The sequence below is a fragment of the Sphingomonas sp. Leaf4 genome (assembly GCF_920939515.1).
GTDB lineage: Bacteria > Pseudomonadota > Alphaproteobacteria > Sphingomonadales > Sphingomonadaceae > Sphingomonas.
On sequence record NZ_CAKLBB010000011.1, the window covers coordinates 47,489 to 70,914 of the forward strand.

At 69.7% G+C, this 23,426-nt stretch carries 15 protein-coding genes; 7 read left to right on the forward strand and 8 right to left on the reverse strand.

Annotation, left to right across the window (positions count from 1 at the left end):
* Positions 1–62 precede the first annotated feature (62 nt).
* The 5 genes from LRA89_RS16255 to LRA89_RS16275 all read right to left on the reverse strand — a co-directional run bounded on the left by LRA89_RS16255 (position 63) and on the right by LRA89_RS16275 (position 8,748).
* Complete coding sequence (locus LRA89_RS16255; protein ID WP_230771904.1) at positions 63–1,373, reverse strand: APC family permease; 1,311 nt, start codon at positions 1,371–1,373, stop codon at positions 63–65.
* Positions 1,370–2,827: a S10 family serine carboxypeptidase-like protein gene (locus LRA89_RS16260; protein WP_230771906.1), complete on the reverse strand. Its 1,458-nt coding sequence runs from the start codon at positions 2,825–2,827 to the stop codon at positions 1,370–1,372. The genes LRA89_RS16255 and LRA89_RS16260 overlap by 4 nt, the downstream gene beginning before the upstream one ends.
* On the reverse strand, positions 2,824–4,119 hold the full coding sequence (locus LRA89_RS16265; protein ID WP_230771909.1) for a pyridoxal phosphate-dependent aminotransferase: 1,296 nt from the start codon (positions 4,117–4,119) through the stop codon (positions 2,824–2,826). Before LRA89_RS16265 ends, LRA89_RS16260 begins: the two co-directional genes overlap by 4 nt.
* On the reverse strand, positions 4,116–7,172 hold the full coding sequence (locus LRA89_RS16270; RefSeq protein WP_230771911.1) for a TonB-dependent receptor domain-containing protein: 3,057 nt from the start codon (positions 7,170–7,172) through the stop codon (positions 4,116–4,118). Before LRA89_RS16270 ends, LRA89_RS16265 begins: the two co-directional genes overlap by 4 nt.
* A 169-nt stretch (positions 7,173–7,341) precedes the next feature.
* The gene (locus LRA89_RS16275; RefSeq protein WP_230771913.1) at positions 7,342–8,748 is read right to left on the reverse strand and encodes a S10 family serine carboxypeptidase-like protein; all 1,407 of its coding nucleotides are present in this window, start codon (positions 8,746–8,748) and stop codon (positions 7,342–7,344) included.
* A gap of 50 nt (positions 8,749–8,798) precedes the next feature.
* On the opposite strand from LRA89_RS16275, the gene LRA89_RS16280 reads away from it, so the two are divergent.
* Both LRA89_RS16280 and LRA89_RS16285 read left to right on the forward strand, forming a co-directional pair.
* On the forward strand, positions 8,799–10,154 hold the full coding sequence (locus LRA89_RS16280; RefSeq protein WP_230771915.1) for an aminotransferase class V-fold PLP-dependent enzyme: 1,356 nt from the start codon (positions 8,799–8,801) through the stop codon (positions 10,152–10,154).
* A 25-nt stretch (positions 10,155–10,179) separates the two neighbouring features.
* Positions 10,180–11,685: a S10 family serine carboxypeptidase-like protein gene (locus LRA89_RS16285; protein ID WP_230771917.1), complete on the forward strand. Its 1,506-nt coding sequence runs from the start codon at positions 10,180–10,182 to the stop codon at positions 11,683–11,685.
* A 218-nt stretch (positions 11,686–11,903) separates the two neighbouring features.
* On the opposite strand, the gene LRA89_RS16290 is transcribed toward LRA89_RS16285, so the two are convergent.
* Both LRA89_RS16290 and LRA89_RS16295 read right to left on the reverse strand, forming a co-directional pair.
* Complete coding sequence (locus tag LRA89_RS16290; RefSeq protein ID WP_230771919.1) at positions 11,904–13,967, reverse strand: amidohydrolase family protein; 2,064 nt, start codon at positions 13,965–13,967, stop codon at positions 11,904–11,906.
* The gene (locus LRA89_RS16295) at positions 13,967–14,920 is read right to left on the reverse strand and encodes an ornithine cyclodeaminase family protein (RefSeq protein ID WP_230771921.1); all 954 of its coding nucleotides are present in this window, start codon (positions 14,918–14,920) and stop codon (positions 13,967–13,969) included. Before LRA89_RS16295 ends, LRA89_RS16290 begins: the two co-directional genes overlap by 1 nt.
* 128 nt (positions 14,921–15,048) lie before the next feature.
* On the opposite strand from LRA89_RS16295, the gene LRA89_RS16300 reads away from it, so the two are divergent.
* Complete coding sequence (locus tag LRA89_RS16300; protein ID WP_055787318.1) at positions 15,049–15,522, forward strand: Lrp/AsnC family transcriptional regulator; 474 nt, start codon at positions 15,049–15,051, stop codon at positions 15,520–15,522.
* Between the two features lie 138 nt (positions 15,523–15,660).
* Positions 15,661–17,370, forward strand: coding sequence for a peptidase M61 (locus LRA89_RS16305; protein WP_230771923.1), 1,710 nt, complete (start codon positions 15,661–15,663; stop codon positions 17,368–17,370).
* Positions 17,371–17,385: 15 nt separating this feature from the next.
* Here LRA89_RS16305 and LRA89_RS16310 read toward each other — a convergent pair whose 3' ends face one another.
* Positions 17,386–18,669 (reverse strand): MFS transporter, encoded by a 1,284-nt coding sequence (locus LRA89_RS16310; RefSeq protein ID WP_230771926.1) that lies wholly within the window; start codon positions 18,667–18,669, stop codon positions 17,386–17,388.
* Positions 18,670–18,734: 65 nt separating this feature from the next.
* On the opposite strand from LRA89_RS16310, the gene LRA89_RS16315 reads away from it, so the two are divergent.
* From LRA89_RS16315 to LRA89_RS16325, 3 genes are all read left to right on the forward strand, one after another.
* Positions 18,735–19,877 (forward strand): ROK family transcriptional regulator, encoded by a 1,143-nt coding sequence (locus tag LRA89_RS16315; RefSeq protein ID WP_082448022.1) that lies wholly within the window; start codon positions 18,735–18,737, stop codon positions 19,875–19,877.
* Positions 19,878–19,951: 74 nt separating this feature from the next.
* The gene (locus LRA89_RS16320; RefSeq protein WP_230771928.1) at positions 19,952–22,462 is read left to right on the forward strand and encodes a TonB-dependent receptor; all 2,511 of its coding nucleotides are present in this window, start codon (positions 19,952–19,954) and stop codon (positions 22,460–22,462) included.
* On the forward strand, positions 22,459–23,412 hold the full coding sequence (locus tag LRA89_RS16325) for a glycerophosphodiester phosphodiesterase family protein (RefSeq protein WP_230771930.1): 954 nt from the start codon (positions 22,459–22,461) through the stop codon (positions 23,410–23,412). The genes LRA89_RS16320 and LRA89_RS16325 overlap by 4 nt, the downstream gene beginning before the upstream one ends.
* Positions 23,413–23,426: the final 14 nt, after the last annotated feature.

Genomic DNA, 23,426 nt, shown 5'->3' on the forward strand with positions numbered 1-23,426 from the left:
TGGAGCGGCTTCAACGCGCCAGCACTCAAACGGGCGCAGCGACCGAAGCGAAAATCGGCGGTTCAGGCCGGCGGGGCGGCGGGCGATCGGCGCGACCGGATTTTCAGGAAGACAAGCCCGCACATCATCCAGACGATCAGTAGGGCATAGGGCCGCCAGTCGGTTTCCAGACCGGCGAAGATCAGCAGGAACGCGCTGGCCGCGCCGCCATAGCCCGCGATCCGCAGGCGCCGCCGCCCCGGTTTGAAGGCGGCCGCGTCGTAGATGTCGGGATGGCGCTCCGCCACCCGGGCGGCAGCGACACAGATGCTGCCGTATTTCAGCAGGTTCGGGATGTTCACCGCGAGGAAGAGAAACGTCAGCTCCATCGGCAGCAGCAGGCCGACGCAGCCCAGAGCGAACACCGTGACCAGCGCGACATGCGGCGTCTGCCAGCGCGGATGGACCCGCCCCAGCGCCGATGGCAGCATGCCCGAAACGCCCATGGCGTACAGGCTGCGGCTGAACATCGCGAACAGCGCGTTGAGCGACTTGCCGATCGACAGCACCGCCGCCAGCACGACCAGCGGCGTCGCCCATGGCCCCATGAACCGCTTCGCCGCATCGAGGATCGGCGCGTCGCTCGCCCCCAGCGCATCGCCGCCGAGCACACCCAGCGCGACGAAGCCGACTGCGAGATACAGCAACGTCGCCGACCCGATCGACAGCGCGATGCCCAGCGGGATCGTCCGGCGGCTGTCGGCGACCTCGGCCCCCGCTTCGGTCGCGGCCTCGATCCCGAAGAACAGGCCCATCAGCAACGGGGTCGCGGCGATCATGCCGGTGATGCCGTGCGGGAACAACGGCTGCAGCCGCGCGACAGCCACCCCGCGCGATGCCCCCCACGCCACGAACACCGCGAACAGCAGCAGCATGCCGACCAGCAGGACCTTCTGCACCCGTGTCGCGATGTGCATCCCGAAAAGGTTGGCGACCAGCGCGAGCGCCAGCAGCGCGAGCATCGTCGGTTTGGTCGGGAGCGGCACCAGCATCGACGCATAGCGCACCAGCACCAGCGCCAGCACGACGATCGCGCCGACGTTGGCGACGATCCGCGCCCATCCGATGCAGAAGCCCCAGGTGGGATGGAGGAACCGCGCGGGCCACACGAACGACGCGCCCGAGGCCGGACAGGCCGAACCGAGAAAGGCATAGCTGACCGCGATGAGATACATCGGCAGCGCGGCGATGAGCGCGGAGAACAGCATCGCCGGCCCGGCGATTTTCGCGGCGGGGGCGATCGCCGAGAAGATCGACACGCCGACCGCGGTGCCGAGGCCGAGCGCCACCACGCCCCACAGGTCGATGCGCCGGGCGAGCGTCGCGTCGCTCAACGCGCTGCCCCCGCCGTGATGAAAGCGCGCAGGTCGCGCATCAGCATGGCCCAGCTCGCATCGTCCGAATAGGCGACATGCCCCGCCGGATAGCGTCGGTTGCGGTAGCGGGCGGGGGGCAGGCTGCTCTGCGCGAACAGATAATCCGCCGCGCCGACCGTGGTGGTCAGGTCGTACAGCCCGGTGCCGACGAACAGGCGCAGCGCGGGTTCGGCGGCCATCGCCCGCTCCAGTCGCGCCATGAACGGCCAGTCGTTGAACGGCGAGTCGCCCGATCCGTAACGCCAGTCGCCGCCGCCCGGCGCGAGAACGCGGTACGCCGCCGGGTCCGCCACGCCGATCGCCGCCAGTTGCCCGATCACCGCCGTGGCATACAGGTCGGACACGCCCGAAAAGGCATCGGGGCCGACGGTGTCCCCGGCATCGGCGGCACGCGGCGCGGTGTAGCGCGCGTCGTAGCGGCCGAGCACCCGGCCCTTCGCGCGCAGCAGTTCGACGCGGAACCGTTCCTTGGAAATGCGCAGGTCGTGCGCGAGATACCACTCGCGCGGAATGCCGGTGAGCGCCGCGAGCCGGGTGGCGACCGCCGCGCGGGTTGCCGGGTCCAGCGCGCGGCCGCGAAACAGCGCGGCGAGATAGGCTTCGGCATAGGCCGACGCCTCGCGGGCGCTGCCGTCCGGCGTACAGGGCAGCGGGCGGACCCCGTGGTAGCAGGCGATCGCCGCCAGCGTCGGCAACGCCACCGGATAGGTGACGACATTGCCCGGCCGCTGCGACGTCTCGATCATGTTCAGCGCCTGCCCCAGCAGCAGGACGCCGCGCAGCTTCAGCGCCGGATCCTGTTCGCGCAGCGCATCGACCATCGCGGCGGCGCGGATCGTGCCGTAACTCTCGCCGAGGATGTAGAGCGGCGCGCCGCTGCGCCCGTGCGCCGCCAGCCATGCGCGCGCCGCCTGCGCCACCGCATCGGCATCGCCCTTGACCGAACGATAGAAGCCGGTGTCGGCATCGGCGGCGACGCTTGAAAAGCCGGTGCCCGGTGGATCGAGGAACACCAGATCGGCGATGTCGAGCAGCGTGTCGGGATTGTCGCCGATGGCGGCGGCGGCGGGCAGGGGGGTGGCGGGGTCCTGCGGCACGCGCGCCCGTTTCGGCCCCAGCGCGCCCATGTGGAGATAGGCCGACGCCGCGCCGGGGCCGCCGTTGAACACGAACAGCACCGGCCGGTCGGCCCCGCGCACCGTATAGGAGATATAGCCGGCGGTCGCGTCGGGGTGGCCCGGCCGGCTCGCGACCGGCACCAGTCCGGCCTCGGCGTCATAGGCGATCGTCGCGCCGCGCAGGGGAATCGTGGCGGTGCTGCGCGCCTTGACGGCCGGCGGCGGCAGCGTCTGTGCGACCGCCGTGGCCGCCGTCAACAACGCTGCCAGCGCCAACGCCACCCATCGCATCATTCCCGTTCCTTCCCGCCGCTGTATCGATCGCGATAGCGGATCAGGCCATCGGTCAGCGCCTGCAACCCGTAATCGACATCGGCGGGCGGGCGGGCGAAACCGATGCGGATATGGCCGGGGGCGCCGAAATATTCGCCCGGCGCCACGATCACGCCGCAGCGCTCGGCCAGCCATTCCGAAAACGCCACCGTATCGTCGATCCCGACGAGCCGGGGAAAGGCGATGCAGCCGAACGGCGGCAGCGTGCCCGTCACCAGTCCCGCTTCGCGCCAGTGCGCGTGATAGGATTCCATGATCGGCCGCGCCCGGCGCAGGATGTCGGCGCGATACGCCTCGAACCGGTCGGGCCGTTCGAGCACCAGCGCCGCGACCGCGTGCGACAGGGTGGAAACGCCGAAGTCGATCTCGTCGGCCAGCGCGCGGATGCGATCGATCGTGCCGGGCGCACCGACGATCCACCCGCAGCGCAGCGTGCTGAGCCCGTGCGACTTCGTCAGGCTGTTGATGCTGACGATCGCGTCCGACAGCCGCATCGCCGGCGGCGGGCGCAGCGCCGGATCGATATAATCGGCATAGACCTCGTCGACGATCACCCGCGCGCCGTGCGCCTGCGCCAGCGCGCCGATGGCGGCGAGCGTGGCGGGGGGCACCGCCATCCCCGACGGATTGTGCAGGCTGGACAGCACGATCAGCCGGGTGCGCGGCGTCATCGCGGCGGCGATCGCGGCGGGATCGACCGCGAAGTCGTCGCCCCGCCGCTCGAACCGGTCGACGCCATAGCCATAGGTTTCGGCGATCTTGTGGAACAGGTCGAACCCCGGATTTTCGACCAGTATCCGGTCGCCGGGTTCGAGCAGCGCGCGGTAGATCAGCGACAGCGCGCCGGTCGCGCCGGTCGTACACAGGACCTGCCCGGGCTCGACGCCATAGTGCCGGGCGAGTTGGCCCACGACATAGGGATTGCCGCCGGTGAACGCGCTGGTGTAGCGCGCGGTGATCGTCTCGCCGAAGCCTTGCGCGATGATGTCGCGCAGATGGTCGACCGGTTCGGGCACCGAACTGTCGAACAACCCGACCAGCAGGTTGCGTTCGGCGCGCACCGCGCGGATCACGCGGCGGACCCAGTGCGAATAGGATTCGGACACCCCCGTCGCCGCGACCGGCCCGGTGGGCGGTGGCGGCGCGGATACGGGATCGGTCGGGTCCGGCCGGGTCATCGTCAGGGTCTGCATCCGCTCGTCAGGGGGGTCGCCGGCGCGTCGCCCGGCCATGGCGGCCGGGCGGGCCGTCACTTCAGCTTGATCCGCGCGCCCGCGTAGAAACGGCGGCCGAGGATGTCGCCATAGGCAATCTGCGGATAGGATGGTTCGCGGTCGGTGAGATTGTCGATCCCGAAGCGCAGCGCGATCTGCCCCAGATCGACCTGCGCCGACACGTCGTGGACCACGTTGCTGCGCAGCATCGGATTGGGCACCGTTTCGATCGACGCATTCGGCGCGGCCGCCGTCCGGTCGAGATATTCGAGCTGGTAGGTCAGGCGCAGCGGCCCCTTGGCATAGGCGGCGTTGAACCGGCCGACCCAGCGCGGCGACAGATAGGTGCCGTCGGTGCGGACGAAGGTGGTGCCCGTGACCGAGGTCGTCAGCAACGCGTTGCGCGTCGCCGCGGCACCCAGTTGCAGCCGCCCGAGATCGCCCCCGCCCAGCAGGTCGCCCAAGGCGAACTGATAGTCGACCAGATAGGTCTCGCCGCGATAGCGCACGACCCCGGCGTTGAAGGTGGTGGTGGTGCCGGTGGCGATGGTGCCGCCGGGGCTGACCCCGTCGCTGTTGGCGAGCCGGGTGAAGGCCCCGCACACCGCCGACGACGGGTTGGGATCGTCATAGCAGGCGGCGGCGAAATCGGCGGTCATGAACGATGACAGCCCGTCGGTCAGGTCGATCTCGATTCGGTCGGCGCTGATCGTGAGACCAGGGACGACCCGTGGCTGCAACAGGATACCATAGGTCCAGGTGTTGGAGATTTCGTTGCGCAGCGCGGTGTTGCCGCCGGTGGTGACGATCGCGCGCGGGAAATTCTCCGACGGGTCCTGGAACCGGGCGAGCCGGGCGGCGGCGCCCAGCCCCGCGCCGGTGCCGTCGGGATCGACGCCATAGCCCGGATTGGCGGTGAACAGCGCAAGGCAGTTGGCGCGGCGCACCGCCGGGTTGGGGCCGCTGGCGATCCGGTCGGCATCGCATGGGTCGAAGCCGACGGAGTTCAGCCCGCTGGCGGTCGGGGCGAGCAACTGGGTAAGCGTCGGCGCGCGGAAATTGCGGCTGCGCGATCCGCGCAGCGTCACGCCCCCGGTCACTTCCCAGCGCAACCCCAGATCCCAGACGTTCTGATGCCCGGCATAGCTGTTGTCGACATAGCGGAACGCGCCCTTGGCCTCCAGCAGCCGGACCAGCGGCAACTGGAAATCCCGGCCGATCAGGGGGACGACGAGTTCGGCCGACAGTTCATCGGTGTTATAGTCGCCCGATTGTGCCACCTCCCGCGCGCCGTTGCCGAAGCTGCCGACGCGATTGGCGGCCAGCGGGTCGAAGGCGGCGCGTTCGTTGCGATGTTCATAGGCGACGCTGAAGTCGGCATCGCCCATCGGCAGCTTCGCCAGCGTGCCGCCCAGCGTCGCGAGCAGATCGACCTGTTCGTTGGTCCAGTCGATGCCGGCGCGGGTGCTGACATAGTCGCGCGCGGCCGCGCCGACATTGCCGTCGCCGAACGGGTTGATCGGCGCGCAGGCGGCATCGTCGTTCGTGGTGATCGCATCGGCGTTGATCGCGCAGACGATCCGCCCGCCGCTCAGCGCCGCGCTGACCGCGTTGCGGAAGCGGGTGTTGACCACCTGCCAGCTACGCTGTGCCCCGTCGACCCGCGCATAGCTGCCGGCGAGCGACCAGTAGAATTCGCGGTCGCCGACATCGAACCCGCCGTCGAGCGCCAGCGCGGCACGATAGGTTTCGGTGCGGGTCGTCTGGTCGGTGGTGGGGGTCAGGTCGTAGAAATATTTCGAGAGATAGAGCGGTGCCCCGGCGGCGAAGCCGGCATTGGCCCCCGCCAGCAGCGTGCGTGCCTGCGTCGACAGGAACGGGTTAGTGATCGTGAAGGAGATCGGGCCGGCATAATTGCCGGCGTTCAGCGTGGTGTAGCTGTTGCCCTGCGGAATTTCGGTGCCCGTCGTGCGGGCATAGAGCAGTTCGCTCGACAGGGTGATACGATCGGTCAGGTCGTAATGGCCGATCAGATTGGCGGTATAGCGCTCGACGCCGGTGCGTAAGCCCGCCAGCGCCTGATACTGGAAACCGTCACCGCCCGATGCGAACGGAATCCCCTGAATCGCGCCGGTGTCGTAGCGCACGACGCTGCCGTCCGGCGCGAATTGCAGCGCGTTGCCGCTGCTGCGCGCGAGGAACTGGGGAACCGGGGCGGGGCGGGTGAAGACCACGCCATTGCGGTTGAACGGCCAGAAGGCGGCGTTGAAGATTTCCTTCACCGCCGGAATCCCGTCCGTCGGGCCGGTGTCGGCCGCGTTGCCGACGGTCAGCCGCCCGCGATTGGACAGCGGGCGGGCATCGAACATCAGCGTCGGCGATTTCGAATAGCCCAGATCGATCGAGATGTTGCCGCGTCCGCCGGCGAAGTTCATCCCCGCCGTCGCGCGCAGGCTGGGCGTCGCATAGTCGCCGCGTTCGGAAATGCCGTTCTGCGCATCCAGCACGAGGCCGGAAAAATCCTTCTTCACGATATAGTTGACGACGCCGGCGATCGCATCCGATCCATAGACGGCAGCACCACCGCCCTGATACACCTCGACCCGGTCGAGCAGGCCGAGCGGGATGATGTTCGCATCGACGAAGGCGTTGCCCACTCCGTCGCTCGCGCCGATCCCCGATCCGGTCGTGACCATGCGCCGTCCGTTGAACAGCGTGAGCGTGCGGCCGGTGCCGAGGTTGAAGAGATTGGGTGCCTGAAACCCCGGCCCGCTGCTGTCGCCGCTGCCGTTGGCCTGGTTCAGCACCGGTGCGTTCGACGGCAGGTTGTTGAGCGCGTCGGCGGCGGTGACGAAGCCGCGATCGGTGATCGCCTGCGCGGTGATCTCCGCGACCGGCGAGGCCTTGTCCAGCCCGGCGCGGCGGATGCGCGATCCGGTGACGACGATCATGTCGTCGGCGGCGGGGGCGGCATCGGTGGCGATCGACGCTTCGACCGGCTGCTGCGCCCGTGCCGGCAGCGCGGCCAGCGCGGCGAGGATCGCGGTCGATGCCATCAGGCTGCGGACCATTCCGAACTGTACGTGCTGCATGAAGCCCCCTTGCTGTCGTTTGCCCCGGACCGCGCGGCATGGATGCCGTCTGCGGTCCGTCCCTGAGCGGCAGCATAGCGTGAGCGGCGGGGCATTTTTCGGCGTTGCGGCGGGCTTCGCGGCGGCTTCGGGTTCGCAATGATGCGATTATGCCGGTTCGGCGCAAAAATTATGCGCCGTTTCGCAGAAACCCCGCAAGCTCCTTGCCGAACCGCGCCGTTTCGCGTGGGTCCTCATACATCATGTGGCCACCGGCATAGCAGCGCAGGGTGAAGCGACGCGGCAGGTCGCCGGGCAGCGCGGCGACCGTGGCGGCGTTGCCCGCGCAACTGTTGAGCGAATCATACAGGCCGGTCGCGACCCACGCCCGCAGCCGGGGGGCCTTGGCCATCGCTCGCTGGATCCACGGCTGCGATGCGCTGGGCGGACCTTCGCCGGCCATCGCCCGCGCCAGCGACTCTTTCGTGATCGGCGACTGGTCATAGCGCCACTGGCCGCCGACATCGCCCGCCGGGCCGTCGATCCCGGCATAGCGCCCGGCGGTATAGCCCAGCGCCCGGCGGTAGTAGTCGAGGACGACCGCATCGTCCTGCGCCTGCTGCGCCCGCGCGGTCCGGCGCATGTCGAAGATGTCGAGCGTCTTCCCCTCGGCGGCGAGCAGCCGGGTGCGGAAGTCGCGCGGCGAAACCCACAGCGTCGCCGCATCGATCGTCGCGGGATCGAGCCCCTGATAGCGGGCGAGCGCGGCGACGATCGCGGCGCGGCGCGCGGGTGGCGGTGCGGCGGGATCGGCCAGCGCCGGGGCATAGACGGCCTCCGCCCAGCGCTCGACCTCGGCCAGCGTCGCTGCCCGGTCGCGTTGCAGCTCGGGGGCGAGCTTGCCGAGCGCGAGGGCGGTCGCGGTCCGGTTGACCAGCGACAGCGCGCGCCGGCGGTTGGCCTGTCCCTCCTCGCCCAGCGGGATGCCGCCGGAAATCAGTGCGACGCCGGCGACCGGGATGCTCCGCTCGACCAGCGCTTCGGCGACGCCCGAGGCGCGCCACGTGCCGAAGCTTTCGCCGACGAGGTTGATCGGGCTGGCCTCCCGGCGATAGCGCTGGCGGAAATCGCGGACGACATCGGCGGTGACGGCGATGTCGGCGACCGTGCCATAGAAGGCGGCGGCCCGTGCCGGATCGATGGCGTGGCTGAAACCGGTGCCGACCGGATCGACGAACACCAGATCGGTGGCGGCGAGCGGACTGTCCGGGTTGTCGATGAGCGCGCCGTCCCGCAGGACGCGCGGCCCGATCGCGTGGAACTGGAGCGTGCGCGAATCCGCGCCGGGGCCGCCGTTCCACACGAAGCTGAGCGGGCGGCGCGGCGTACCGGGGACCAGATAGGCGGTATAGACGATCCGCGCCTGCGCCGTGCCGATGCGGACCGGCAGTGCGCCGACGCAGGCGACATAGGAGAGGGTGCGTCCCGCGATGCGCGCGCTGTGCCGCGTTTCGACCGCGTCGGGCGCGCAGGTCCGCGCGGCGGCGGGCGCGGCGGCCATGGCCAGAATCATGCCCGTCAAAGCCCATCGGATCATCGCGACACTCCCTTTGTCCGCCGGGGTAGCGGCAATCCGGCGGCAGGATTATGCACAGATCGCGCGCGCCGATCGACCGGCGGCCGGGGCGGTCGATCGACCGGCCGCAGGACGCAAGATTTATGCGGGCCGCCCGCGCTAGGCTGTGGCACGAACGGGTGGAGACGGCGGTGGTCGACGGGGTGACGCGGCGCGGAGTGCTGGCAGGCGGGGCGATGCTGCCGCTGGCGGCGCGCGGCATGGCCGCACCAGCGCCGACCCTGCCCGACCGCGCGAGCTTCGCGGCCATGCCCGGAACCTATCTCGACAGCGGGACGATGCACCCGGTGCCGATCGGTGCGCGCGATGCGGCGCGGGCGTATCTCGACCAGCGCGCGACGATGGACGGCTATTTCCCGACCGATGCGGTCGAGGGGCGGGTAAAGGCGAATTTCGCGCGGCTCATCAACGCGACCCCGGCCGAGATCGCGTTCGTCCAGAGCACGACGGCGGGCGAACAGGCGGTACTCGACGCGCTCGGCTTTCCCACGGAGAAGGGGCGGATCGTCACCGACACGCTGCATTTCTTCGGGTCCTTCTATCTCTATCAGGAACTGGCGCGACAGGGGGTGGAGGTCGTGTGGCTGCGGCCGCGCGCGAACCGCATCGCGATCGACGACATCGAACGCGCGATCGTCCCCGGCACGCGCCTCGTCGCGCTGTCGCTGGTATCGACCTACAACGGGTTCGAACACGACCTGAAACGGGTGTGCGAGATCGCGCATGCGAAGGGCGCGCTGGTCTATGCCGACATCATCCATGCCGCCGGCACGGTGCCGATCGACGTACGTGCCAGCAACGTCGATTTCGCCGCCTGCGCCAGCTATAAATGGCTGATGGGCGATTTCGGGCTGGGCTTCCTCTATGTCCGCGCCGACCTGCACGACCGGCTGCGGCGGACGCGGTACGGCTATTACCAGCTCGACCGGTTCGACCCGCATGTCTATCCGTTCGATCCCCCCGCGACGAACCCCGACTATCCGGTCGCCGACGTGATGCCGAGGCGCGACATGGAAGGGCTGTTCGCGGGCGGCACCCATGCGCATGTCGTGCCGGCGATGCTCGATTGGTCGCTGGAGCATATCCTCGCGCTCGGCGTCGAGCGGATCGCGGCGTGGCGGCAGCCGCTGTTACAGCGGCTGCATGCCGGACTTGCCAGTCGTGGCTATACCGTCGTCACCCCGCCCGAGAGCCGGACGCCGCTCGTCACCTGCGTGCTGGAGGGCGCGCGCGAACGGCTGTCCGCGCCGCTCAAGGCAGCGAAGGTGCAGATCACGCTGTCGCGCAATCGTTTCCGGGTGAGTCCGTCGGTGTTCAACACCCTCGACGATGTCGAACGGCTGCTCGCCGCGCTGCCGCGCGCCTGAACCTTCAACGAAAGAACCGATGCCGATGCGCCGTCTGATACCCCTCGTCGCGCTGTTGCTCACGCCCGCCACGCTGCCTGCGCAGGACGAGGGGAGCGCGCCGATGTCGCCCGCGTTCCTGCGGGCGATGGAGCCGATGGTGCCGCGCGATGCCGCCAGCGCGCGGGTGGTGACGACGCAGGCTCGCATCACGCTGAACGGTCGCCCCTTCGCCTATCGCGCGATCGTCACCGAACAGCCGATGCCGGGGGCCGACGGTGCGCCGGTCGCCGTTGCGGTGAGCTATGCCTATGTCGCCGACCGCGTGGGTGATGCGGCGAAACGGCCGGTGCTGTTCCTGTTCAACGGCGGGCCCGGCGCGTCGTCCTCGCCGCTGCATATGCAGGCGTTCGGGCCGCGCCGGATAGTCGGCACCGGCGATGCCGCGCATCTGGAGGACAATCGCTTCACCCTGCTCGACATCGCCGATCTGGTGTTCATCGATCCGGTCGGCACCGGGGCGTCGATGCCGGTCGCGGGTAGGGATGCGTCGCCCTATTTCGGGGTCGGCGGCGATGCGCGCGGGGTGGCGTTGATGATCGAGCGGTGGCTGGCGGCGAACGGGCGGACCGCCTCGCCGGTGCTGCTGGTCGGCGAAAGCTATGGCACCGCCCGCGCGCTGGCGATCCTGAACGAGACGATGGCTGCGAAGAAGCCGCTGCCCGACGGCGTCGTGCTGCTGTCGTCGGCGATCGGCGACAGCGACGGTCCGGTGGTGTCGGACGCGGTGCTGTTCCCCACGCTGGCGGCGGTCGGATGGTATCACGGCGCGGTCGATCGCGCAGGGCAGGGGGTCGCGGCGTGGTATAACGCGGCGCTGCACTTCGCTCAGACCGACTATGCCGCCGCGCTGATGCAGGGTGCCTCGCTGCCGGCGGCGGACAAGGCGCGGATCGCGGCGCGCATGGCGGCGTTCACCGGCCTGCCCATAGCAACGATCCTGGCGAAGAACCTGCGGCTCGAACGGCGCGACTTCATGCTCGGGCTGTTGGCGGACAAGGGGTTGCGCACCGGCCAACTCGACGGGCGCGCGACCCGCGCCCTGGCCGACAGCCGGTTGCGCCCGCCGTTTGACGATCCGTCGATGTCGCTGGGGGTGGGCACCGCCAGCCTGATCGAACGTTATCTGAAGGACGATCTGGGCTATGCGGTGCCCAGCGCCTATCGCAGCCTGAACCTCGGCATCAATTTCAAATGGAGCTGGGACAAGGAGTATGGCGGCAGCTACCGCGCGGCGGCGTTCGCGCCGTATCTGACCGCCGCGATGGCGGCGAAGCCGACGCTGCGCCTGTTCGCTGCGGGCGGGTATTACGACATCACCACCCCGGTCTATGCCGGGCAGTTCGCGATCGAGCAGCAGGGCGTTCCCGCCGGCCGCGCGACGTTCCGCCGCTATGCCGCCGGCCATTCGGCGTTCGAGGATGTGGAGGCGCTGGCCGCGCTGAGCGGCGACCTGCACCGCTTCGTACAGGAGGTGGTCGCGGCGCGGTGACGCGGGCGACCCCCATTGGGACCGATCGACATTCCTTCGCGCGTCGTCACCCCGGACTTGTTCCGGGGTCCACCTGGCCGCACATGCGGTCGATCGAGGCTCAAGCTATGCCGATTGCCGAGCCGTGGACCCCGGAACAAGTCCGGGGTGACGAAAGTGGCGGCCGTTTCGGCCGAAAATGACGAAGACTGGCCGGAAATGCTGAACGTCGATCGGCCCTAGAACAGAAATTCATCCGCCACGTCATGGCCCGGCGCGGCACCCGTCGTCGCCGGAACGGTGGCGGGCAGCGTCAGGCGCGGGGCGGGCGCGAACGGCCTGATTCCGAACGCCGGATGGATTTCGGACGGGAAATACAGCGTGCCGTCCTTCACCACCATCGCGATACGGTGCAGTTCCTTCAGGTCGCGGGTGGGATCGCCCGGCAGCAGGAGGAAGTCGGCCAGCTTGCCGCGCGCGATCGATCCCAGTTGCTGGTCGCGGCCCAGATAGCGTTCGGGGGCCAGCGTCGCGAGGCGCAGCACTTCGGGGATGGGTATCCCCGCCTCGGCATAGATTTGCAGTTCGCGGTGGAGCGACAGGCCGGTCTGGTCGTCGGTGCCGGGCAGCAGGCGGATGCCGCGATCGTGCAACAGCTTCAGCGTCTGGCGCACCTTCGCCATCGCCCCGTCATAGGCGGCGGCATCGGCCGGCCCCGCGATCGGGGCGATCGCCTGACGGCGGCGGCGTTGCAGGCCGATCGGCAGATGGTCGATATAGCCCGCGACCGAAGGATTGGCGATTCCGTCGCGCCCGCCCATCAGCAGCTCCAGCGTCACCGCCGTCGGATCATGCGCGATATTGCCCGCGACCATCCGGTCGATCGTCCGCCGCACGCGCGGCGACGCCAGATCGAGCGTCGCGGTGCGGCGCATCGCGGTCAGGCGCAGCAGGGTGCGGGTATCCTCGCCCGGGGCCAGCACCCAGCCCAGCATGAGCTGGTTGATGTGCGTCACCTCGTCATAGCCCGCATCGATCATCGCGTCGGCATCGGTGAAGGCGGGGACATGGCCGGTCACGCGCATCCCCAACCGGTGCGCCTCGCGCGCGATCGCGGGCACCCACGCCGGGTTCATGCTGTTGTAGATCTTGATCTGCCAATAGCCCCGCGCGGCATACCAGCGGACGGCATCGATCGCCCCGGCGGCGCTGTCGGCGACGATGCCGAGCCGCGCGGAATAGGGACTGCGCCCTTCGAGGAAGCCGTTGGCGGTGATGCGCGGCCCCGCCACCTCGCCCGCGCCGATGCGGCGGATCAGGTCGGGCAGGAAGCCGTTGTCGTTGCCCATGTCGCGGACCGAGGTGACGCCGGCTGCAAGATACAGCAGCGCGGAATCGAGGCCGACATGCGCGTGCATGTCGTGCAACCCGGGCAGCAGCGTGCCGCCCGCGCCGTCGATCATCGCCTCGCCGAGCGACGCGGGCACGTCGAGGGGCTGGATGCCGGTGATACGCCCGTCGGCGAACACCACCGACACCGGAGGCCCGAGCGTCGCGCTGACGGGATCGAACACGCGCACGTTGCGGATGCGCACCGGTGCGTCGATGCGATGGGCGAAGCGGCGCTGGAGCGCGGCGTAGCGCTCCGCCGTCAGCCGCGTCGCCAGCGCGGCGAGTGCCGGCACGTCGCGCTCATGCCCCTCGCGCACCGTCGCGCCGCCGGACCCCAGCACCGCGAACAACGCCTCGTCACCATCGAGCAGGATCAGTTCGGGCGTCAGGTCGATGCCGCCGATCGCATAGGCGTGATAGGCGGTGCCGCCGATCGTCTGCACCCCGAGCCGCTCGATCCGCACCTGCCCGCCGGGAAGTGCCGGGAGCGTGCCGCCCGGTGCCTTCAGCAGCGCGCGGGCATAAAGGCCGAGCGCCCACGGACTGGCGGCCTGCCCCAGATACAGCGCCTTGCCATCAAGCTTGCTATCGCGCGGTCCGCCCGCGTCGGTCCAGCAGGCGACCGCGGCATCGCGGGCGAAGCGTTCGTGAACCGCGCCGCCGAACGTCCCCGTGCCGTCCAGCGTCCAGCGGCGCGGCAACCCGTCGCGGTCGAGCTCGATCGCCTCGTCCATCGTCGGGCCGCGCCCGTTGTTCTTGACGTCGTGATGGATTGCGACGTGATCGCCGTTGCGCGTGACGGTGACGCTGCCGACCTTTTCGCCATTGGCGATCACCGACAGCCGCTCGTGCGTCTGCGCGGCGGCCGGGGCGGTGCCAGCCAGCAGCGCGGCGAGGAGCAGGCGGGCCATCATCGGCCGCACGTCCGGTACAGATGGGCGGCGGCGGCCAGGTCCTGCACCGCATGGCCGAGCGATTTATAGAGCGTGATGTCGGTCGGGCCGGTCCGCCCCGGCGTGCGGCCCAGCAGCACCTCGCCGATCTCCGCGACGATATGGTCGTCGGTGACAAGGCCGGCATCGCGCGCGACGAGGAATTCGGCGGCGGCATCGCGCGCCGACGCGATGCTGTCGGCGATATAGCGGCTGCGCATCACCAGCGCGCTGTCGACCTCGACCGGGCCGGGGCCGCTCGATCCGACGAGGTTCACATGGGTGCCGGGCCGGACCCATTCCCCCCGGACGACCGGCTCGGCGGCGGCGGTCAGCGTGCAGATGACGTCGGCCGCGCCGCACGCGGCGGCCAGATCGTCGGCGCGTTCGCACGGCAGATCGGGAAAGGCGGCGACCACCGCGTCGGCCCGCGCAGGGTCGCGGCCCCAGACCAGCACCCGGTCGAACCGGCGGACCAGCGGCAGCGCGCGCAAATGGGTGTGCGCCTGCCCACCGGTGCCGACGATCAGCAGCGTGGCGGCATCGGCGCGGGCCAGCGCGTCGGTCGCGACCGCGGTGGCGGCGGCAGTGCGGATATGGGTGATCTCCTCGGCATCGGCGACGGCAACCGGCCGGCCCTCGACCGGTTCGAACAGCACGACGAGGCCCCGGTGACGGCGCTTGCCGGGTGCCTGGGGGTCGGCGAAGACGCTGATCGTCTTGGTGCCGAACATCTCATGGTCGCCCAGCGCGCCGGGCATCTGCGCGAACGTCCGCCCTGGCCCCAGCGACAGCATCGTGCGCAGCAACTGGCGGGTGGTGCCCGCCGACAGCGCCATCATCGCCGCGCGCACCACGGCGATGCAGTCGCCGTACCCGAGCCCGGCGCGCACCGCCGCGCTATCGAAGATCGCCAGTTCGTCGCGTAGCATCCCTATTCCCCAACGGCCTGTCGGGCATCAGCCTACCCCGAGAAACGGGCAAATGCTTGCCGATCGATCGCATCCATGGTCAAACGGCGGCCGGTTCAATTCGCCTTTCACCGGAACTGTGCATAATCATGGCTGACGCCCTCGACCGCCTCGACCTCAAGATTCTCGACCGGTTGCAGATCGACGCCTCCGAATCGTCGAGCGAGATCGCCGACCGGGTCGGCCTGTCGCAATCGCCGTGCTGGCGCCGTATCCAGCGGTTGAAGGACGAGGGCTATATCAAGGCGCAGGTCGCGGTGCTCGATCGCGAGAAGTTCGGCGAGAGCATGTATATCTTCGCCCAGCTCAAGATGGGCCGGCTGAGCGACGATGCGCGCGACCGCTTCATGCGCGCGATCGAGGATATTCCCGAAATCACCGAAGCCTATACGCTGTTCGGCGAGATGGACGTGATGCTGAAGGTGCTGGCGCCCAGCATGGGCTGGTATCAGAATTTCACCTTTCGCACGCTGCTGCGGCTGCCCGGCGTCGAGGATATTCGCTCGATCGCCACCCTGTCCGAAGTGAAATGCACCCACCGGCTGCCGCTGCCCGCCGCATGACAGGCGGCCGCCGGGGCGGTTGCCGCGAATAGGCTATGCACGTCCCCGCGCGAAACGCGCCGCGTGCGACCGGATTTCGCGGGTGCGGCGCGCTAGGCTGATCGCCGGAACGAGGGAGGCGGCATGATGGCTCGAAGAATGCGCAGGGGTATGGCACTGGGATCGGTGCTGCTGCTGACCGGCGCGACCGCCCCCGATGGCGCGGGCGATCCGCGTCTCGTCGTCCTGCTCGCCCCCGGTGCGCCCGACGCGGCACGGCACGTGCCGTTCGTCGACGTGACGCTGGAGGCGCAGGCGATGCACGCCGCGCCGGGCGACGCGCTGTTCGAACTGCCGCTGGTCGCCAGTACCGTGGTGACGAGCGGGCGGGACCTGCGCGCGCTGACGCTGGCCGATGCGCAAGGGCCGATCCCGGTGACGACGCAGGACGTGGCGCAGGACGGGTCGAACACCATCCGCCGCTGGCGCGCGGCGCGCGCGGTCGACGGGGTGGTGACGGTGCGCTACCGCGTGCCGATCGATGCGGCGGCGCCGCCGCTCGCGCTGCCGCAATATGAGATGAGGACCGAGGGCGGCACCTTCTCGGCGGCGGGCAGCGCCTTCCTGCTGCTGCCGACCGACGGCAAGCCGCGTCGGGCGGAGGTGCGGTGGGACTTCGCGGGCTATGGCGCGTCCGGCATGGGGGCGTCGAGCTTCGGCATGGGCCATGCCCTCACCCCCGCCGCGATCCCGGCGCAGCGACTGGCGTCGGCCTATTACATGGGCGGCCGCCCCGGCGTGACCGGGCCGGAACGCGACGGCTTCTTCGCCGCGTGGCAGGGGGAGCCACCGTTCGCCATGGCCCCGCTGATGGGCTGGGCCGCCGCGCTGCACCGCTATTACGGCGGCTTCTTCGGCTATGCCCCGCCGCGGTTCGGCGTGTTCGGGCGGACCAACACGCGCAACCCGGGCAGCGGCATCGGGCTGACCGACAGCTTCGCCTATACGTTCAACGCCACCTCGAAGCCCGACGACCTGCGCACGCTGCTGGCGCACGAGATGCTGCATAGCTGGGTCAATTCGCTCGACGGGTCGATGGACGCGGCGGGCGGGCTCGACCGGTCGTGGTTCGGCGAGGGGCTGGCGGTACATTACCAGCGGGCGCTGCCGTACCGCGCGGGCATGATCTCGGCGGCGGATTTCCTGACCGACCTCAACGAGACGGCGGCGCGCTATTATACCAACATCAAGATCGCGACGCCCAATGCGGCGATCGCGGACGGCTTCTGGCGCGACACGCGGGTGCGCGTCCTGCCCTATGATCGCGGATCGCTGTATTTCGATACGGTCGATGCGCGGATCCGGGCGCGCTCGGGCGGGCGGCGCTCGCTCGACGACATCGTGCGGACGATGCTGCGCACCCGGCGGGGCGGCGGCAAGATGGACGAGGCGCTGTACCGGTCGCTGCTGGCAAAGGAACTGGGGCCGGGCGGGATCGCCGATCTCGACGCGATGCTCGGCGGGGCGACGATCCTGCCGCCGTCCGACGCCTATGGACCGCGCTTCCGCCGGGTGATCCGGCCGCTCCGGCGCTATGATCTGGGGTTCGACATGGCCTCGCTCCAGAGCAGGCCCCGGATCGTGCGCGGCCTGAAACCGGGGTCGAACGCCGCCGTCGCGGGACTGCGCGAGGGCGACGAAATACAGAACGGCTTTCCGCAGGATGCGCTGCAGGGCGATCAGCAGGCCTATGTCACGCTGGACGTCGCACGGGCGGGGCGGACGTTCCAGCTCCGCTACCGGCCGAGGGGCGAAACGGTCGATGCGTATCAATGGGTGATGGCCGGTCCGCCGCGACACCCACGATAGGCGCGACACGCCCCGTCAGGGGACGGAAGCCGCCGGCGCGCCGCGTGGCCGCAGGACGTACAGCGCCAGCAGGCATCCGACGACCGGCAACAGCAGGACGCCGGCCGTCAGGTCCGGCCCGTCCGGCGCGGACGTCATCGGCGATGTCGTCAGCGCGACCATCGTGCCCGACACCAGATTGCCGATCGCCGCAGCGGATTTGAGCGTCGTCAGGAACAGGCCGACGGGGGTCGCTTCGTTGGTATCCCCGCTGGTTTCCGGTCGCTGGGCGGCAAGCGCGAGCATCGCCCAGAGCGCGAGGTTCGTCGCGGCCAGCGCCATGCCCAGCAGCATCAGCAACACGGTGCCGCCAATCCCGCGCGAGGCGATCACCAGCCCCAGCATCGCGACGATCGTCATCGCATGGCCGATACGGGCGATCACGATCGGCGGCAACCGGCGCGACAGCGCCATCCACCCCGGCAGCGAGAGCGACTGGCCGAGCGTGATCGTCGCCAGCGCCGGCCCCGCCCAGCCCGCATCCTGATGCACCGCCTGTCCGAAGAACGGCAGCGTGCGCAGGAACAGCGGCACGATCCCCGCCTGAACGGCGGCCACCAGCAGCGTGCGGCGAAACGGGCCATGCCGCCACAGCGCGCGCAGGCGGCCGCCCCGCGATACCGGCAGCGGGTTCGTACACGCCGCCGGCCCGCCCAGATGCCGCGTCGCGAACCACGCGGTAGCCAGCGTCACGACATAGATCGCCCCGCCGGCCAGCGCCCCGGTGGCAAAGGCCGCCTGCCGCGCGGCGGCGGCGGCCGGCGCGAGGCTCCAGGTCGAGGCGAGCGCGACCAGCGCCGCGCCGCACGCGCTGAAGATCAGCCGGTAGCCCGACACCGACGTCGCATCGCGCGGCGTCCGCGCGACCCGCACCAGCAGCGTGTTATGGCCGACGTCGCACAGCGAATAGCCGATGCGGCACAACAGGATCGCCGCCGCGATGGCCGCCAGCCGGTCGAGCGCGAACACCAGCCAGAAGCCGATCGCGCACATCGGCGCGCCCATCACGATCAACCGGCCCAACCGGTCGCCGCCGCCGCGCGCATCCGCCCACAGCGCCACGGCCAGATCGAACAACGCATCCCACAACAGCGTCGCCGCCAGCAGGCTGCCCGCCACCAGCGGCGGCAACCCGGCGATCGACACCAGATAGAACAGCATGAAATTCTCGAAGCTGGTCCACACCACGCTCTTGCCGAGATTGCCGATGCTGTAGCCCAATTTGGTCGGCAACGAAGCGGAGGCGGGCGGGGACGGCATGGCGACGGTCCATACCCCGGCGCGATTTCATTTATTTGACATTTTGTAACTATATTGACCGTTGCATGTCGCGACCGCACCGCCCGCCGATCCCGCTCAGCGAACCGCAACGCCGCGTGTTGATGCAGCTTCGGATCGACGGCACCGCGCCGCGCACGCATCTGGCCCGGGCGCTCGACATGAACGGCGCGACGATGACCCGGCTGACGCAGTCGCTGCTGGCGCTGGGACTGATCGAGGAGCTGGAATCGCCCGAAGCGGTCGCGCGTGGCCGGCCGATGGTGCCGCTGACCGTGTCGGGCCACGGGGCATGGGCGATCGGCGCGACGCCGCATCCGGGGTGGCTGGAACTGGTGCTGGTGGATTTTCGCGGCCGGCCGATCGTCCACGACGCGACGCCGTTCGACAGCCCCGATCCGCATGTCTTCGCCCGCGCGGTCGAGGCGCGGTTGCAGGTGCTGGCGGCATCGCACGGCTTCATGCGCGGCAAGTTCCTTGGGCTGGGCGTCGCGGTGCCGGGCTATGCGCTGCGCGGCGACCGCAACCGCCGGGCGGTGGTCGACCGGGTCGCGGGGTGGGACGATGTGCCACTGGCCGACATCATGGGCGACGCGCTGGGCATGCCGGTGTGGATCGAGAACGACGCGAGCGTCGCCGCGCTCGCCGAATTCTATCAGGACGGGATCATCGGCCGCTACCGCTCGGTGCTGACGCTGTTCCTGGGGCACGGCATCGGCGGCGGCCTGGTCGCCGAGCGCGACCTGTTTCTGGGCGAACACGGCAATGCCGGCGAGGTCGGACGCCTGTTCCCCGCCGATCGCGACCGGCCTTCGGGCATTGACCTGCTGCGGACGTTCCAGGACGAAGGGGTCGCGGTCGATTCGCTGGCGGAGATCGATGCGCTGATGGAAACGCACCGACCGATCATCGATCGCTGGACAAGGCGGGTGATCGATCAACTGGAACAGGCGGTGCTGAGCGGCATTGTCTGGCTCGATCCCGGCGCGATCGTCGTGTCGGGCGCGCTGCCGCTGCCGCTGTTGCGCACCATCGCGCAGGGGCTGGACGAAATCGGCCGCAACCGGAGCGACCGGTATCGCGCGATGCTCCCGCCCGTCCTGGCATCCCCCATCGGCAGCAAGGCGGTGGTGATCGGGGCGGCGATGATTCCGATCCATGCCGTGACCACGCAACAACCGGCGATTTAATTGCGCGTAAGTAAATAAAACTGTCATCCCCCACGCCCAAGGCGGCCGCCAATCGAACCATCGGGGGCTTCATCATGCACACCAATTTCCTCGGCGGGGCCGCGCTGTTCGCGCTGCTCGCCGGCACCACGCCGGCCGTGGCGCAGACAACACCGGGCACGCCGGCCACCACCACCACGGACGATAGCGCGACCGACGACGCGCCGGCATCGGACATCATCGTCACCGGATCGGCACGCCAGCAGCGCCGCTTCGACGTATCCTATGCGGTCAATTCGCTGAGCCAGACCGAAATTCAGAAGATCGCGCCCAAGAGCATGACCGACCTGATCGGCACGCTGCCCGGCATCCATGCCGAGGCGACCGGCGGCGAGGTGCAGAACATCACCCGCGTGCGCGGCATCCCGACCGATCGCGGGTTCCTATACTATCAGCAGGACGGCCTGCCGCTGTTCCAGGAACTGGACGGCTATTTCTTCAACCAGGGCGACGGCATGAACCGGCTCGACCTGATGACCGACCGGGTCGAGGTGGTGCGCGGCGGCCCGGCGCCGATCTATGCCAGCACGGCGGCGGCGATCGCCAACGTCATCACCGTCACCGGCACCGCGACCACGCGCGGCAAGGCGCAACTGACGCTGGGCGATACCGGGCTGTACCGGCTCGACGCCTATCAGGCGGGTCCGGTGTCGGACGACACCTATTACGCGGTCGGCGGCTTCCTGCGCCATCATGACGGCTATCGCGATTCGGGCTTTCCGTCCGATCGCGGCGGGCAGATTCGCGCGAACCTGCGCCACGATCTCGCCAACGGCTTCGTCAAGCTGTCGGCACAATATACCGACGACCACAACCTGTTCTATCTGTCGATCCCGACCGCCGATCCGCGCAATCCGTCGGTCAGCCTCGACCCCTATATCGATTATTTCACCGGCACGCTGAACAGCCCGGCGCTGCGCGACGTGAACATCAAGTACCGCGACGGCGCGGGCGTACTCCAGAACCAGCGCGGCGACCTGTCGAACGGGCGGCACCTGCGCTTCGGCAATGTCACGCTGACCTATGAAGGCGATTTCGGCGACTGGCACGTCTCGGCCAAGGGCGGGGTGACGCGGGGCAAGCTGCACTTCGACGCCTTTTATTCCACCTCCAACCCGGTCGACGCGACGACCTTCGCCAGCAACTACCGCGCCGCCGCGACCACCGCGTTCGGAACGGGCGTCGCGCGGCTCGGCTACAGCGTCGCCGGCACCGCCGGGCAGAGCGCCTACAACCCCGCCACCGACTCCGGACTGGTGATGCAGGCGCAATATCGCTCGGTCGAGAACGACTTCCATTCGACGCAGGGCGACGTGTCGGTGACGCGCCGGTTCGACACCGGGTTCGGCACGCACGATCTGCGCGCCGGCATCTATGGCTCGCTGTGGAGCCAGACGACGTTCAATGCGTACCAGAACCTGCTGGTCGAGGTGAAGTCGCGCCCGCGCACGCTCGACCTCGCCGCCTATGACGCCGGCGGCAGCGTGCTGGGCTATGTCACCGATCACGGCGCGCTGGCCAATGCGGCGACGCTGGGCGGCGGCGGTGCCGATGGGCAGCTTATCGCGCTGTACGGCACCGACACCTGGGACGTGACCGACCGGCTGCGCATCGATGCCGGCGTCCGCCACGAATGGTACAGCTACGACGGGTTCGGCCGGCTGAGCGCCGCCTATAATCTCGGCGATCCGACGACGCTGGCCGACAATGCCACGCGCGGCTTCACCGGGGCGATCGGCACGCTGAAACTGAAGCAGCAGGCGACGAACTGGACGGTCGGCGCCAATTACGACGCGACCGGCAACATCGGCGCCTATCTGCGCGCGTCGCAGCTCGAGGTGCCGCCCAACACCACCATCACCCTCAACTATCCCACCGCCGCGATCGTCGCGACCAAGGCGAAGCTGTACGAGGCGGGCGTGAAATTCGCCGCCGGCCGCTCCTATCTCTACGTCACCGGCTTCTACACGCGGTTCGATCCGCTCAACGCCAGCTTCGCCGCGTTCAACCCGGCGACCGGTCGCGCCGATCAGGTGACGAACTTCATCGGCACCGCCGAGACCAAGGGGCTGGAAGCCGACGGCCAGCTCCGCCTCGCCGGCCCCTTCTCGCTCGCCGGATCGGTGACGTTCCAGAACCCGCGCTACCTGAACTTCAGCAGCAACACCGGCGCCGATGGCAGCCGGGCGAGCGGCAAGCAGATCATCCGCGAACCCAAGCTGTTCCTGAACGTGCGCCCGACCGTCGACTTCGACGTAAGCGGCGCGGCGGTCAGCGTCTATGGCCGCTATGATTATGTCAGCCGGCGCTATACCGATTTCTTCAACAGCACCGCGCTGCCCGCCTATGGCGCGTTCGGGCTGGGCGCGACGGCGAGCAGCGGCGACTGGCAGGTGCAGCTCGTCGGCGACAACATCACCAACGCGCACGGCTTTACCGAGGGGAACACCGCAGGCGACCGCTTCGGACAGGGCGTGCCGACCGCCATCTTCGGGCGGCCGCTGTTCGGTCGCAACCTGCGCCTGATCGTGAGCCACAAGTGGTGATCCGCCCGTTCTTCGCCCCGCTCCTCGCCGGTATCGTCCTTGCCTGTGTCGCCGCTCCGGCGGCGCAGGCGGGGCCGACCGACACGATGCGCCGCATCGCCGATCCCGACGGCGGGATCATCGCCATCGCCCATCGCGGCTGCCATGCCGCCGCGCCGCGCCGGGGGCTGGGCACCGTGCCCGAAAACTCGCGTGCCGCGCTGCTGCGCTGTGCCGAGCTGGGCGTGGAAGTGATGGAAACCGACGTGCGCCGCACCCGCGACGGCTATCTCGTCATGGTCCATGACGACAGCGTCGACCGCACGACCGATGGCACCGGCCGCGTCGCCGACCTGACGCTGGCGCAGATCCGCGCGCTGCGGCTGCGCGACGACGAAGGCGGCGCGGGCGCGGCACCGACCGGCGAGCGCGTGCCGACGCTCGACGAACTGCTGGCGCTGGCGAGGGGGCGGATCGTCCTCAACCTCGACGTGAAGGATGCGATCTATGGCGAGGTCGTCGATGGCGTCGTCCGTGCCGGTGCTACCGACCGGGTGATCGTCAAGACCTTCGCCGGAATCGGCTCGCCCCCGCTGGCGGCGATGTCGCCCTATGACCGCGTGCCCTTCGCGCCGATCCCGATCACCGGCGATCCGGCGGCGGGCGACGTGCCGGCGATCATCCGGCGGCAGGCGGCGGGGCGGCGGCGGCCGATCGCGGTCGAACTGCCCCGGCTGCCGCTGGCGAGCCTGCCGGCCAGCGTCGCGGCGGCCCGGCAGGCGGGCATCGCCGTCTGGGTGAACACGCTGTTCGAAGGCTTTGTGGTGGGGCTGGGCGGCGATACGGCGGCGACGCGCGATCCCGACGCGGTCTGGGGACGACTGGCGAACGACGGCGTCCGCCTGATCCAGACCGACGCGGTGGAAGCGCTGCTCGACTGGCGACAGACCTACGGCCGCGCCCGGCGGTAAAACACGGGCAAGGC

Bases quoted from the DNA above. Each gene is read 5' to 3' on its own strand.
- LRA89_RS16275 (WP_230771913.1), bottom strand. From the start codon at position 8,748: ATGATCCGATGGGCTTTGACGGGCATGATTCTGGCCATGGCCGCCGCG.
- LRA89_RS16310 (WP_230771926.1), bottom strand. From the start codon at position 18,669: ATGCCGTCCCCGCCCGCCTCCGCTTCGTTGCCGACCAAATTGGGCTAC.
- LRA89_RS16270 (WP_230771911.1), bottom strand. From the start codon at position 7,172: ATGCAGCACGTACAGTTCGGAATGGTCCGCAGCCTGATGGCATCGACC.
- LRA89_RS16280 (WP_230771915.1), top strand. From the start codon at position 8,799: ATGCACAGATCGCGCGCGCCGATCGACCGGCGGCCGGGGCGGTCGATC.
- LRA89_RS16285 (WP_230771917.1), top strand. From the start codon at position 10,180: ATGCGCCGTCTGATACCCCTCGTCGCGCTGTTGCTCACGCCCGCCACG.
- LRA89_RS16300 (WP_055787318.1), top strand. From the start codon at position 15,049: ATGGCTGACGCCCTCGACCGCCTCGACCTCAAGATTCTCGACCGGTTG.
- LRA89_RS16295 (WP_230771921.1), bottom strand. From the start codon at position 14,920: ATGCTACGCGACGAACTGGCGATCTTCGATAGCGCGGCGGTGCGCGCC.
- LRA89_RS16315 (WP_082448022.1), top strand. From the start codon at position 18,735: ATGTCGCGACCGCACCGCCCGCCGATCCCGCTCAGCGAACCGCAACGC.
- LRA89_RS16290 (WP_230771919.1), bottom strand. From the start codon at position 13,967: ATGGCCCGCCTGCTCCTCGCCGCGCTGCTGGCTGGCACCGCCCCGGCC.
- LRA89_RS16305 (WP_230771923.1), top strand. From the start codon at position 15,661: ATGCGCAGGGGTATGGCACTGGGATCGGTGCTGCTGCTGACCGGCGCG.
- LRA89_RS16260 (WP_230771906.1), bottom strand. From the start codon at position 2,827: ATGATGCGATGGGTGGCGTTGGCGCTGGCAGCGTTGTTGACGGCGGCC.
- LRA89_RS16320 (WP_230771928.1), top strand. From the start codon at position 19,952: ATGCACACCAATTTCCTCGGCGGGGCCGCGCTGTTCGCGCTGCTCGCC.